At 57.0% G+C, this 12,046-nt stretch carries 21 protein-coding genes and 1 pseudogene; 18 read left to right on the top strand and 4 right to left on the bottom strand.

All coding sequences use genetic code 11. From position 1 onward, the window contains the following. Positions 1–445 precede the first annotated feature (445 nt). Positions 446–658, bottom strand: coding sequence for a hypothetical protein (locus tag L6D63_RS27800; protein WP_131671945.1), 213 nt, complete (start codon positions 656–658; stop codon positions 446–448). A 516-nt stretch (positions 659–1,174) separates the two neighbouring features. Here L6D63_RS27800 and L6D63_RS27805 point away from each other — a divergent pair. Then, the gene (locus tag L6D63_RS27805; protein WP_064361108.1) at positions 1,175–1,489 is read left to right on the top strand and encodes a DUF1654 domain-containing protein; all 315 of its coding nucleotides are present in this window, start codon (positions 1,175–1,177) and stop codon (positions 1,487–1,489) included. 72 nt (positions 1,490–1,561) lie between these two features. On the opposite strand, the gene L6D63_RS27810 is transcribed toward L6D63_RS27805, so the two are convergent. From L6D63_RS27810 to L6D63_RS27820, 3 genes are all read right to left on the bottom strand, one after another. Continuing rightward, positions 1,562–1,930, bottom strand: coding sequence for a hypothetical protein (locus L6D63_RS27810; RefSeq protein ID WP_064361109.1), 369 nt, complete (start codon positions 1,928–1,930; stop codon positions 1,562–1,564). Continuing rightward, positions 1,930–3,051, bottom strand: a complete 1,122-nt coding sequence (locus L6D63_RS27815) for a hypothetical protein (protein ID WP_064361110.1) — start codon at positions 3,049–3,051, stop codon at positions 1,930–1,932. Before L6D63_RS27815 ends, L6D63_RS27810 begins: the two co-directional genes overlap by 1 nt. Before the next feature lie 73 nt (positions 3,052–3,124). After that, complete coding sequence (locus L6D63_RS27820; protein ID WP_131671944.1) at positions 3,125–3,955, bottom strand: S24 family peptidase; 831 nt, start codon at positions 3,953–3,955, stop codon at positions 3,125–3,127. An 89-nt stretch (positions 3,956–4,044) separates the two neighbouring features. On the opposite strand from L6D63_RS27820, the gene L6D63_RS27825 reads away from it, so the two are divergent. From L6D63_RS27825 to L6D63_RS28950, 17 genes and pseudogenes are all read left to right on the top strand, one after another. Further along, on the top strand, positions 4,045–4,254 hold the full coding sequence (locus tag L6D63_RS27825; protein WP_131671943.1) for a hypothetical protein: 210 nt from the start codon (positions 4,045–4,047) through the stop codon (positions 4,252–4,254). A 32-nt stretch (positions 4,255–4,286) separates the two neighbouring features. Beyond that, positions 4,287–4,502, top strand: a complete 216-nt coding sequence (locus L6D63_RS27830; RefSeq protein ID WP_064588254.1) for a hypothetical protein — start codon at positions 4,287–4,289, stop codon at positions 4,500–4,502. 328 nt (positions 4,503–4,830) lie between these two features. Continuing rightward, positions 4,831–5,643 carry a Rha family transcriptional regulator gene (locus L6D63_RS27835; RefSeq protein WP_373873764.1) on the top strand — a complete coding sequence of 271 codons (813 nt, stop codon included), beginning with the start codon at positions 4,831–4,833 and terminating at the stop codon, positions 5,641–5,643. Beyond that, positions 5,643–6,509 (top strand): DnaT-like ssDNA-binding domain-containing protein, encoded by an 867-nt coding sequence (locus L6D63_RS27840; RefSeq protein WP_131671942.1) that lies wholly within the window; start codon positions 5,643–5,645, stop codon positions 6,507–6,509. Before L6D63_RS27835 ends, L6D63_RS27840 begins: the two co-directional genes overlap by 1 nt. After that, complete coding sequence (locus L6D63_RS27845; RefSeq protein WP_131671941.1) at positions 6,499–7,305, top strand: ATP-binding protein; 807 nt, start codon at positions 6,499–6,501, stop codon at positions 7,303–7,305. The genes L6D63_RS27840 and L6D63_RS27845 overlap by 11 nt, the downstream gene beginning before the upstream one ends. Before the next feature lies 1 nt (position 7,306). Then, on the top strand, positions 7,307–7,501 hold the full coding sequence (locus L6D63_RS27850; protein ID WP_131671940.1) for a hypothetical protein: 195 nt from the start codon (positions 7,307–7,309) through the stop codon (positions 7,499–7,501). Continuing rightward, positions 7,498–7,974 (top strand): hypothetical protein, encoded by a 477-nt coding sequence (locus tag L6D63_RS27855; RefSeq protein WP_131671939.1) that lies wholly within the window; start codon positions 7,498–7,500, stop codon positions 7,972–7,974. Before L6D63_RS27850 ends, L6D63_RS27855 begins: the two co-directional genes overlap by 4 nt. After that, a complete protein-coding gene (locus L6D63_RS27860; RefSeq protein ID WP_131671938.1) occupies positions 7,971–8,369 on the top strand; it encodes a recombination protein NinB in 399 nt (132 codons plus the stop codon). Before L6D63_RS27855 ends, L6D63_RS27860 begins: the two co-directional genes overlap by 4 nt. Then, the gene (locus tag L6D63_RS27865; RefSeq protein ID WP_156497535.1) at positions 8,369–8,536 is read left to right on the top strand and encodes a Z-ring associated ZapG family protein; all 168 of its coding nucleotides are present in this window, start codon (positions 8,369–8,371) and stop codon (positions 8,534–8,536) included. The genes L6D63_RS27860 and L6D63_RS27865 overlap by 1 nt, the downstream gene beginning before the upstream one ends. Further along, complete coding sequence (locus L6D63_RS27870) at positions 8,533–9,144, top strand: recombination protein NinG (protein WP_131671937.1); 612 nt, start codon at positions 8,533–8,535, stop codon at positions 9,142–9,144. Before L6D63_RS27865 ends, L6D63_RS27870 begins: the two co-directional genes overlap by 4 nt. Positions 9,145–9,362: 218 nt before the next feature. Then, a complete protein-coding gene (locus L6D63_RS27875; protein ID WP_236170483.1) occupies positions 9,363–9,761 on the top strand; it encodes a hypothetical protein in 399 nt (132 codons plus the stop codon). 73 nt (positions 9,762–9,834) lie between these two features. Beyond that, entirely contained in the window at positions 9,835–10,416 is a 582-nt protein-coding gene (locus L6D63_RS27880) for a hypothetical protein (protein ID WP_131671935.1), read from the top strand. Positions 10,417–10,557: 141 nt separating this feature from the next. Beyond that, the gene (locus L6D63_RS27885) at positions 10,558–10,722 is read left to right on the top strand and encodes a hypothetical protein (RefSeq protein ID WP_236170484.1); all 165 of its coding nucleotides are present in this window, start codon (positions 10,558–10,560) and stop codon (positions 10,720–10,722) included. 325 nt (positions 10,723–11,047) lie between these two features. Further along, complete coding sequence (locus L6D63_RS27890; RefSeq protein WP_131671934.1) at positions 11,048–11,371, top strand: phage holin, lambda family; 324 nt, start codon at positions 11,048–11,050, stop codon at positions 11,369–11,371. Beyond that, positions 11,368–11,754, top strand: coding sequence for a hypothetical protein (locus L6D63_RS27895; protein ID WP_122602497.1), 387 nt, complete (start codon positions 11,368–11,370; stop codon positions 11,752–11,754). Before L6D63_RS27890 ends, L6D63_RS27895 begins: the two co-directional genes overlap by 4 nt. Then, positions 11,714–11,896, top strand: a complete 183-nt coding sequence (locus L6D63_RS27900) for a hypothetical protein (RefSeq protein ID WP_047297581.1) — start codon at positions 11,714–11,716, stop codon at positions 11,894–11,896. Before L6D63_RS27895 ends, L6D63_RS27900 begins: the two co-directional genes overlap by 41 nt. A gap of 59 nt (positions 11,897–11,955) precedes the next feature. Beyond that, positions 11,956–12,046: pseudogene (locus L6D63_RS28950) on the top strand (Acb2/Tad1 domain-containing protein); the annotation flags it as partial.

A 12,046-nucleotide genomic window follows, 5' to 3' on the forward strand; every position in this document is an offset into this window, starting at 1 on the left:
CAAGAGCAGGCCCACTACTGGAAATCCCAGCATGAAGCAGGCCATCAGTTGTTCCGGAAAACTTTCAAATCTGCCCATCTCACTTCCTCCGTTGATTTCCAATGCCGCCTCATAGAAGCGGCATCAGTAAATCTTTCTCGTTTTTCCGCCCCATGCTCGGCGCCGCGGTTTCCCCACCTAGCCGGCGTCACACATTAAGGCCAGCGGCCAGCTCACCACTGCGCAGGTGACGCGCTCGGTGGTACGCTTGAAGTTCCACCAACAAGCACCACAGAGGATGTGTATGAGCCAGGAAAGAAGTGGGATAGTTGAGTCAATTGACTTGGCACGAGCAGCAGCAAACAAGCTTGCTTTGCATGGCGAGTCAAAGGACATCAAGGATGCGTCTGAAGCGATTTTTGCCCTGTGCAACGTGGTTACCGTGTTGCTAGGCAGAATCGAGAAGCTAGAGGCTGGAAAGTAGCGCCGTGATGTCGCAGGGGCTTATCTGATGAGCCTCGGCGAACTGTTTGACGAACAAATTTCTGGCTGACTCGTTCCGCTCTCTGGCCAGCTTGTAATCGAGCGCCTTACGCTCAAGCGATTTCGACGCTGCCAGCCATTCACTGAAAAGCATGTTGATTGTGATTTCCTGCCCACTCGTTATTTTTTGGCTCATAGCCGTATCACTCCGGTTTGATTTCCCTGATACCCCTCGTAAGAAGGGCATCGAGGAAATCTGTTTGTATCGCTCCCTTGCATAGGCCAACGGTCGCTTTCCCGTTGATGACTTTCAGCGCGACAGGGGATCAAGGTCCCAAGGCCAAACGCTTACTCACCACCACGCAGCCTCTCCAGCTACGCCCTCCGAATGAGGTCTCCTATGCCCAGCGCCGACATGAGGTCGAATCGCTGCGTACCGTTGCGCGGTACGTCCGCTGGCTATGCATCGGCCAGCTCGGCGTCCATCAGATTGTTAAAGAGCGGCGGGTCTGTTGAGGCCCTTCGCAGTGGCTGTGTGTCGCTGCGATGGGTGTAATTTAGAAAACTTAACAAAATACGTCAACACTTATTTTAGAAAACTTAACAAACGAAGCCAAAAGGCGTCGGATCGCGCTCGTCGCAACAGGTCTTTCGGTTTAGGAACCTACACGCTATGCTGTATGGATATACAGTCAAATAAGGAGGATTTTGAATGGCAAAGAAGCAGGCGAAACCAGCAGTACGTCAGGAGATGAGCGGGATCGAGCGGCTGGGCCTTAGGGTGTCGTCAATGATCAATCATCCGTTCGCGCAGGATCTGCGCTGCGTGACGATTCATCGACTGGACAGCGACGGTGATAGGGAGTGGGACGAGGTGATGGGCTTGCTGGCCGAAACGGACGGCATAGACATGACTTTCAACGACGACGAGTCGGTGACGCTGAAGTGGGAGGCGTCATCCGAAAATGATCATGAGGCCGAAGTGCCTGACGAGTTCATGAAGGTGGAGGAGGTCGCGCCATTCTGACGAGCATTAAAAAGCCCGCTTGTATGGCGGGCTTTGTGATTCAGGCGATGATTGTGCGTTGCTGACTCGCAGTTATGGCTTAAAGAGCCAGTCGCGCGATTCCGCATTCGCCCTGAGGATTTTCGCTTTCTTCTCGATTTCCTTCTTTTCGAACTCACTGAAATCGATCAGAACGTGCTCCGGAAACTCTTCCGGATCGGATAACGCCGGCAACCCCAGCGCTTGGCATTCGGCTGTAGTTATAGAAACTACGCCCGCCGATCGGCAATCTTCCCTGGCAGTGAAGTGAGCGTATGAAGCCTCTGGAGTGATCAATCCACCATCATAAGAAGAGAGCTTCTTGTCATCCTTCGGAGTCGGACGGAAAACTTGAGATGTAATTTTTCCGTCTTGCACAAAGCTTGGGTGAACCTGTCGCAGCAACTGAGTTTGATCGTCCATTACACTTCACCCTTTGCTGCTTTGGAAATGAAATCTATCAGCGAATCGACGTCAGCCCTGGCTTCGAGATTCAGCTCCATGTATGTGTCTGCACCATCCTTGATATTGAGGCCGTGCAGCTCAGCCGTTTTGTTCTGCGGAATAATTTCGAGGCTGAGATCCTGATTGCCGGTTCTCCATTCAAACTGGAAGCCACCTTCGGCAGTGGGATAAATAAATGGCGTGGGCAGAGTGGCTGGGTACTGATCTCTAAAAAATGACTCTATCCAGTCAAACTCTTCAGGGCTTGGGACCACGCCGCGACCGTCAAGCCAGCCGACTCGTAAAAGTCTGAGCTCATCCAGTCGTGCGAGCGGATCATTCGATTCGATGATCACAGCGTCCTCTATAAGGTCCAGGGAGTGAAGCTTTTCCGTGCGGTCGAATCGACCAACACCAGATACTGAAATTTTAAGCCCCTCACGAAACCCGCGCGTAGCTTCAAGGATAGTGTCGAGGTGTATTGCATCCATCTTCGCGGTAATCTTTTTGCCATCAGGCAGGAGCAGCTCAAAACTCATTTTCGCTTGGTCTATTTCAGGCACCAAGCCGCGGACGGTGACTTCATCCGTGAGAACCTGGTTCTGTGACGCTAGCAGAAGTCTTCGCCGGGTTAGTTTTGAGAGCCTAGCAGGTCTATCAGTTCCCGGTCGAAACTCCAATACCTCCCCATCACGCAAGCCTCTGCCGAATCTGTCGAAATATCCAAGCAGCGTTGCGGGTATATGTTCGGTGATCGGAGTGCCACGCTCGGCGGCGTCTATCGCATTACCAATCGACTGCACCGCCTGGAAAAAATAGTCCTCATTGGCGGCAGCAAAAAGGCCCGCAGTAGGATCATTGTATTCAATCACGATGTTGGGGACAGCGCTTCCCTCTCCGACCGAGGACAGGTTTATCGACAAGTGATCCGTAAATCCCTTCGGCGTCCGAACCCGGCCGTGCTGCTGAACAAATTTCCATTTAGCTACGGCCACCACGAACTCTTCCAGCGCTGCCAAGTCTTTTAGCAGCTCAAGTGGGATCGTGTGGTCATCAAATCTTGCGCCGACGAGTCGCGGTGCGACAAATGGCTTCTTCATATGACTTCCTTATCTCAGGTGATGGCTCGGTTTTCGCGGCGCGAGCACACCGCACGCTAAAAACTGCCAGGTGTCAGGCCTTGCGCCCATTCCAAATGAACAGGACCTTGGCGTGGATCGTCACGTCTTCGATCCGGGCGGTCTGGTTTTCGTAATGCTGGTTGTCCGAGATCAGGCGGTAATTGTCTTCGTCGAGGCGCATGACACGCTTGATGTATAGCTCCTGGTGCCAGGTCATCACATAAATTCCCTCGCCAACGAACTCCTTTATCCCGCGATCTACGATCACCAGATCCTTGTCATTGATCGTGCCTTCCATCGATTGGCCCCAGCCGGTGATCATGGCTAGCGCACCGGCTGAGGTGTACGTCACTCCCTTCTCGCGCAAGATCGCCTCACGCACCACAAGGTTGCGGACCGCCTCGTTGTACTCAGGCGGAACCTGGCCGTGGCCCATTGCGGCACGGATGTCGTATTGAGGGATTAGGATCTCGTCGTTCGTTGGGCGCAGCGCCGCGTAATTCTTCGGTAGGTATTGCTGCCCGTTTACAGCAGGGGTATCAGCTTCGGCTGCTGCCGCCAAAACCATTTCCCGCGCTTTCTCTGACAGGTTCTTCCCGGCTTTTGTCGCAAGCATGTGAGCCACCAGTTCCGCGCTGGTAGCGCCTGATTTCGGGCCATCTTGCGATGCGGCATCACCTGGCGATCCCGTTCCTTCAGACAGCCATTCAGGCGAGCACTCAAGAGCCTTCGCTAGCGCGAGAAGATTTTTACCCTTCGCTCCATTAGTGCCGGACACCCAAAAGCTGACGGTCGCTTTGGAGACGCCAGTCGCTTTGACTATGTCCGCAGGCGTCAGGCCTAAGGCCCTCATGCGCTCGGTGATGCGGTCTTTAAATTCCATATTTAGGATTCTAAACAAATCACTGTTTAGATAACTTGCCTTGTGTTGTTAAGAACTCTAAACTCGGCGTAGACACTGGAGACACAGCCATGACCTACGACGAAGCACTGACACATTTCGGCACTGGCCGCGCTATCGGCGACGCCCTTGGCGTGACTGGCAGCCGGGTATCTCAGTGCCGTGCCACGGGCGGCTTCTCCTACCCAATGCAATGCGTTTTGGAGAAGGAGTCGAGCGGAGCGCTGATAGCGAAACGCGAAGACGATCCCGCCCAGGCGCTCAAGAAATCCGCCGCATAACCATTTTTCAATCACCAAGGAGCAATCCCCGTATGGGCTTCAAAGACCCCCTCAACCAGCGCCGAGACATCGCCAGGAAGATCCGTCTGTATCCATTGCTCGATCGACAGTTGCAGCGCGCCGCCGACAAAAGCCGTCGCGAGTACGCGACGTACCTTTTCGAGATGCTGGAGTGGGCAGCAGTCAATGGCGCAATCGAAGCACTCATGCCCGAGGACCTTAAGGACCTCAAGAATATCGCGGGCTAGAGGCCCTCAGGAGGGCACGAATGCAGTTCACAGAAGAAAACGTGCCGCCAGAGACCCGCGCCAAAGTTCACCAACTCATGGAGGCAAGAGGGTGGACGTTTGAAGAGGCGGTAAACGAGATCCTTCTCGAGGCAATCACCTCGGGAGCAACGGTCTTCGTTGGCAGGCACAAAGCGCCAGTCCTGACACTGGTGGGACTTAAGAGGCCCTCTACCGGATAGGTGAGGCCCTCACACAGGGCCTGAAGAAGGGCCCACTTTTCAACAGGCATAAAAAAACCACCGGACGAGGGTGGCTTTTTCAACAGCAGTAACAACTGGAGCGAATCATGCACCAATCAATCCAAACGATCAATACCCCGGCCAGTGTCGCGACACAATTTGGCAACGGTGAAAACGTGTCGCGTACCTCTATGTCTTCTCGCGAGATTGCCGAACTGGTCGGCTCGCGCCACGACAAGGTTAAGCAATCCATCGAACGACTTTCCGCGCGGACCGACGCGAATGGAAACCCTGTGATTGCTCTTCCCCCAATGGGGGAATACCTCGACAGCCTCGGCCGCAAGGCTTCCGAGTATCTGGTCTGCAAGCGCGACAGCTTCGTCGTGGTTGCCCAGCTCAGCCCGGAGTTCACCGCCGCGCTGGTGGACCGCTGGCAGGAGCTGGAAGGGCAGATCGCCCAACCACGCGAACTCTCCCGCATGGATCTTATCCAGCTCGCCTTCGAGGCAGAGCAGCAGCGTCTGCTGCTGACCATCCAGGTCGAAGCTCAGGCCGAGAAAATCCACTCCATGGAGAACCTCTTCAAGGAAGGGATGACGCACACCCAATTCTGCAAGGGCCTCAATGGGGTCAACGTCATGCAGGTGGGCAAGTTCCTCGAAGGCCGCAACTGGCTCTACAACGAGAGCAAGTCTGGCCTGCGCTTCCGTGTTGCGTCCTACGCCCGCGACAAGTACATGACCGAGCATCAGCACGAAGTCACTCCCCACGGCAAAGAGCCGTTCGTTTCCTTCACGCCAGTTCTGCTCAAGAAGGGCGCCGTGCGCCTGTATGACCTGTACCTGGCCGGCGAGCTGCCAATGAAGAAGACCTGGGACGGGCTGTTCACTCATGACAAAGCACTCAAGGGGGCCGCGTGATGGCTCGCATCCGTACCGTCAAGCCCGAGTTCTGGTCGAGCGAGCAGGTCATGTCCTGCACGCCGCTGGCCCGTCTCCTATTCATCGGCATCTGGAACTTCTGTGACGACGGTGGCAATCACCCGTTGTCGCCGCGGACCATTAAGGCCCTCGTGTTCCCTGGCGACGACATAACCGTTGAATCGGTTGATGGCCTGCTGGGCGAGCTGAAATCATCCGACCTGATTGCTCTTTACTCAGTCGAGGGCAAAACCTACCTCCATGTGCGCGGCTGGCGGCACCAGAAAATCGATAAGCGCACCTTCAAGTACCCGGCATTTATCGGATGCCCTGACGAAAGCTCGCCGAGCGGTAGCCGAGTACTCGACGAGGAGTCGTCGAATGGCAGTCGAGCCCTCACCCCCGGAAGGGAAGGGGAAGGGAATGGAAGGGATCAACACCACTCTCACAACGCGGGCGAAGAAATTACGGGCTCAAGCTTCGAAGGCTTCGATGATCTTGAAGACCTTCCGCTGGATGAAGACGAGCCGCCTGTTGACCCAAAGACCCCAGTAGAAATGAAGCTGGATTGGATGCCTGACGCCAATCTGCTGAAGACCTACTGCGTCCACTTCGGTGTATCGACTGACCTGTTCACGAAGGAGGCCGTGGCACCTTTCACCGCTCACCATGAAACAACTGGCCTCCTGCAAACACAGTCCAAGTGGGTTTCCCTTCTGGTGAAGTGGGTCAAGGACGACAAGAACCGGTCCAGCAACGTCCGACCGTTCGTGAAGCGTGAGGCGCAATCTCGCCACACTGGCTTCGCCGAGCGCGATTACACCTCCGGATTGAAGCAGCGGGAGGACGGCAGCTATGCGCTCTGAGCCAGTTCAAAACACTCCGGAACTGCCGCCGGGCACTCGCATCCAGCCTGCTGAGTGCGAAACCCACGGCGCCTACGAGCAGAAGGTCTATGTCGTGCTGGGTCGCGAGCTCAGAAGCAATTGCCCTGAGTGCAGCCGTATTGCCCGAGAGAAGTCCGAAGCCGCTGAGCAAGCGAACAAGGCGATGGAACTGCGTATGTCCCTCGCTCGCAAGCTGGGTGACGCGCTGATCCCGAAACGCTTTACCACTCGCACCTTGGGTAACTACCAGGCCGAGAACGACGGCCAGCGCAAAGCCCTCCGGTTCTGCCAGCACTACGTGCAGATCTTCGACGAGATCCTGAAGACCGGTCGCTGCATGGTGCTGATCGGCAAGCCCGGTACCGGGAAAACGCACCTCGGCGCAGGTATGGCGAACGAGCTGCTGCACAACACTTCGCGCACGGCCGTGTACCGCACTGTCGGCGCGATCCTTCAGGCTATTCGCTCCACGTACGACAAGCACAGCGAACGCAGCGAGGCCGAGATTCTCTCGAGCCTGATCGATCCCGATCTGCTGGTGCTGGACGAGGTGGGTGTGAGCAAGGAGCAGCCGAGCGACTTCGAGCTGACGACCCTGTTCGCAATCATCAACGGCCGGTACGAGCAGGAGCGCCCCACGGTGGTGATCTCCAACCTCGAAGCCAGCCAGTTGCCGGCCGCCATGGGTGACCGCTGCGTCGACCGCCTGCGCGAGGGCGGAATGATCGTTGTGCCGTTCGACTGGGAATCTCAGCGCGGCAAGGAGGGTTTCTGACATGACCGTAAAACTTTGGAGCATGCGCGAGCAGTGCCACATCGTCCGAGGTGTTCGCGGGACCGTGTTCGAGCTGGCAAAGCACTTCGGGATTCCGCCCAAGGTCGCGCAAAGCCGAATCGCTCGTTACGGCTGGAGCGTCGAGAAGGCCGTCACCGAGCCGATGCGTGAAGACTCAAGGAGAAAGCGACCATGACCCCGTTGATTGTTCGCCAAATGCAGCCGTGCCCGGTGAGTTGCGTTTCAACGTGCCTCGCGATGCTTGCTGGCCGACCTGCTGCTGAGGTCATCAATGAGCTGCACAAGCCATACCGCGAGGGCGAGCTGACCATGCGCGAAATGCTCGAATACCTCGGGATCAAATACACGGCGTTTTTCAGTGTCGACAACCCGCCGCTGGCGGACGAGGGCGTTTATCTCTGCACGGCGCCTTCGCTCAATATCGAGGCGGGCAATCACCAGATCCTGATCGAGGTGACCGATGAGGGTTACTTCGTGATTGACCCGGTTCAGGGCCGCGAGGATCGCAAGTATTACGTGCCGCGCGGTCATGGCAACGGTGATCCGCTCGCAATCGATTTAGGGGGATTCGTCGTCGATGCGTTCGTCTCACGTTCCCACCTGGTGGAGAAATACACGAACGCTATGGCGACGGAGGTTGCGGCATGAACGAGTTCGCAATCCGTAGTCAGCGCGACATTAGCCGTCTCATGGCCGTCCTGCACGCCACCGACTTCACTAAACCCAAGATCGTGGTCATCAAGGACGAGAAACGACCGGACGTCTGCAACCGGAAAATGTGGGCAATGCTCAAGGACGTGTCCGAGCAAGTGGTCTGGCACGGCAAGAAGCTGACCAGTGAAGACTGGAAGTGCCTTTTCAGTGCCTCACTGGAGAAGCAGCGCGCAGAGCCAGGCCTCGACGGTGGCTTCGTGGTCATGGCCGTATCGACCCGCAAGCAGTCCCAGAAGTGGTTCAGCGATCTGTTCGAGCTGATGCATGCCTTCGGCGCCGAGCATGGTGTCCGCTGGACTGAGCAGGACAAGTGGGGAGGGCGGTATTGATGACTCCAGCAGAGCAATTCTGGATTGTGATTTTCCTCTCCTTGGTTGTCGGGGTGATTGCTGGGCATTTCATCGAGCGCCGCCGCAAGCAATCGCTCGCAGAGTTCGAACGCAAGCGCAAAGCCCGAAAGGAAGAAGTAGAGCGAGCTGCAAGGAAAGCACTATGAACCTCACTGTGAAGCGGTCCCGCCCGAAGAAATGCCGAGTCGCCGAATGCCGAGCCACATTCGTCCCTGCGCAGCCATTTCAAACCTGGTGTTCGCCTGACTGTGCAGTAGCGATCATCCGTCAGCGACAGGAGAAGCAGCGCAAGTCGTTCGCCCAGCGCGAACGCCGCGAGATCAAGGTACGCAAGGAGAAGCTGAAGAGTAGGGCGGATCACGCCAAGGATGCTCAGGCAGTCATCAACCGCTACGTGCGGCTGCGTGATGCTCATCTGGGCTGCATCAGCTGCGACAAGCCGGCGAGCTGGGGCGGCCAATGGCACTGCTCGCACTTCCGCAGCGTGGGCGCCGCTGCGCACCTGCGATTCAACCTCTGGAACATGAACAAGTCCTGCTCCCAGTGCAATGCGCACCTGAGCGGAAACATCATGGTTTACCGCCCTCGCCTGGTCGAGAAGATCGGCGCGGAAAAGGTGGAATGGCTGGAGCGCAATCAGGATCTGGTTCGGCATGAAATACCGTATTTGAAGCGCCTGAAGGCTGTCTTCACAAAGAAAGTGAGACGCCTTGAAAAGCGTTACGAGGAGGTCTTGTCATGTGCAGCGATGTGATTCTTCTGCGCAAATTCACCGAAGTCCGTTCTGGGAGCCGTCGATCTATCGGGGTCTTCCAGTGCCGCGACTGCCTTGGTGAGTTTGAGTCGCGTACGGAGCGGGCAAAGGTAATGACGGGGCTTTGCGTCCCCTGCGCCAACAAGCATGGCGCCCAGAAGCGCTCTACGCACGGGCTCAACAACAGAAACAGCAGGCTCCACGTAACGTGGGCGAACATGAAGCGCCGCTGCCTGAATCCGCGCGGTGCCGAAATTCAGAAATACCAAGGCGTAACACTTTGCGAAGAATGGAAGAGCTTCAAGCCATTCATGGAGTGGTCTCTCGCCAACGGGTACACCGATCAGCTGACGCTTGACCGGATTGAATCCTCGAAAGGCTATGAGCCAGGTAATTGCCGTTACGCCGATTACAACGTGCAGGCGGCCAACCGCAAAAAGACGGACAAGAACACGAGCGGTCACGTCGGGGTTTCTTGGGACCGTGGCAGATGGTGCGCGAAGGTTCAGTGGCAGAAGAAGCAGATACACCTCGGCCGGTTCAAGGACCTCAACGACGCAGTGAAGGCGCGCAACGATTACTTGGCGGCGCACGACCTGCCGCACTTGAGGGCATAGCAATGGGCGAAATCAAAACCATCAAGGCCGAGTACCGGGCAAAGACCAGAGAGCTGAAGAAGGGGGAGGCAGCATGAAGATCAACTCAGCGCGCCAGGCGTGGCATGACTGCAAATACAACCCGGCCCCCGGCCAGACCTCTGATGTTGTTCAATTGGGTGTGGTGGTGCAGAACACCGAGCGTGGCCCTACGGCGAATCACGCAGTCCACGGCGCCCTGGCTGGGCATATCCAGTCGGCAATCGCTCGGCTACACCCGCAGATCCGAGTCTTCGGCGACTTCATGTACGCCGCCGAGCAGAGCGACGACATCCGCGAGGCGGCGGAAGAGGTGGTATTCCTGGCGGTGCAGAGCAAGTCACCTCGGATGACAGCGGCCAAGCGGGAGAAGCTGGAGTACGTGGTGAAGGGTGTCATGCGCCGGTACCAGTACATGCACCAGGGCGGCCAGTCGGCCAACGAGGACCCGTTCGCCAACCCCGAGAAGTTCAGGGAGTGGATGTGGCAGTTCTACGGTGTGCGCCTGGAGTCATGCAACTGGGAACGGGATTGGGGCGGCATGCTGCAACTGATCTTCGATTGCTGCGAGGATCTTGACCGACGAGCACTCAGTCCGGTGGCGGCGGTAATTTACGAAATGCGCGAGGCCGCATGAGGGCCTATTGCGTTCCCGTGCGGCTCATGGCATGATTTCGCCACTGTTAGAGTTTTGCCTTCGGCAACTAACTCAAAAATTGAACCCGGCCACCGCGCCGGGTTTTTTATTGGCTCGAATTCGACTTGCCGGGAGGTGCGCATGAAGCTGAAAGCCAAAGGCAATCTGCTGGAGCGCCACAGAACGGCCTGGGAGGCGGTCGCACGCCAAGTTGGCGAGACCGACTTCTCGCGCCATCCACGCACCGGAGAGTATCTGCACCCCGGTGTCGCCATGGGTTGGCGCATCCACAAAAAGAATCTGTAGTTTTACCTGTAGCCAGGACAGCCCTCGGGAAGGCCTGGACGTCGATAGCCGGATAGTGCGACGTACGGAATCAACACCGGCAGCCCGCGCGCCCTGACCTCACAATGCTGCAGGGTGGCGCGAGACAGGATCAGCGAGATCGATGCAAAGGGGCGTCGACGCTGGGATGGTCTTTGGCAGACAGCTCGGAAAGACGAGCGCACCTATTCAGGGCCTCTGCATTCGCAGGGGCTTTTTAGTTTTCGGCTCCCCACACCCATTGCTCCGAGCTGGGAGTGCAGCTGACGCCGGATTTATCAATCTCCCCAAGGGGGAGGCAACCCGGATGCCAAACATGCCTGACAAGCCAGACACATGGGCCAAGATCTGGCTGGCGTTGAGCAATCCGCTCTGGCAGGGCGTGATCATGTCCATCACCGTATCGTTGCTTCGAGTCATGTACGACGCGAAGGAAACCAGTAAGCGCCGGATTGTGTTCGAGGCGCTGATCTGTGGATCGCTGAGCTTGGTCGCGTCGAGTCTTATTGAGTGGATGGCCTGGCCTTCCAGTCTGTCGGTCGCTGCCGGTGGCACGATCGGCTTTCTTGGCGTGACAGCCATACGCGAACTGGTGACTCGTTTCCTCGGTCGCAAGGCGGATTCCGCATGAAGGCCTTCGCTGCTGCAATCATCATCGCCCTGGTCGGCCTGCTCCTCATTGGGATTCAGCAGTCGCGTGTCGTCGCCCTTCGCGGGGAGGTGGCATTCGAAGCCAGCGAGAAGAAGAAGGCGGTGGACGCCAACCTAGAAAGCCAGGCCACGATCACCACGCTGCGCGCCGAAGCCCAGCGCAACGCCGACTACCAGAAAGACTTGAACAAGCGTCTACAGGCCAGTCAGGCGAAAGCCAGAAAGGCGGAGAAGAACTTTGAAGAACTCAAACGCAACAGCAAGCCTGTTCGTGATTGGGCTGCTCAGCCTCTGCCTGACGGCCTGCGCGGTAAAGCTGCCAGTGGTAACAAAGACAGCGGCAGTAAGAGTCGAGCCCCCTGAGCTGGTGCCATGTGAGCGGGTAGCTGATGAGGACCTTGCCGACAACGGCCAGCTGTGGGAGCTGAAGAACCAAGCCATCAACCTGCTCGACACCTGCGCAGACCAGGTGGACGCGCAGATCAAGCGCAGTCAGAGCAAGTAGGTCGCGACACGTTTCGCGAGAGTGCAAATTGTGTCGCGACACGCGACGAGGAGAGCAGCATGGATAACCAGCACAAGAAGATCACCGGCTACCGCGACCTGACTCAGTCTGAAATCGACGGCATGAACTCGATCAAGGCTCTGGAGGCCG

Source organism: Pseudomonas parakoreensis, assembly GCF_021602155.1.
Lineage (GTDB): Bacteria > Pseudomonadota > Gammaproteobacteria > Pseudomonadales > Pseudomonadaceae > Aquipseudomonas > Aquipseudomonas parakoreensis.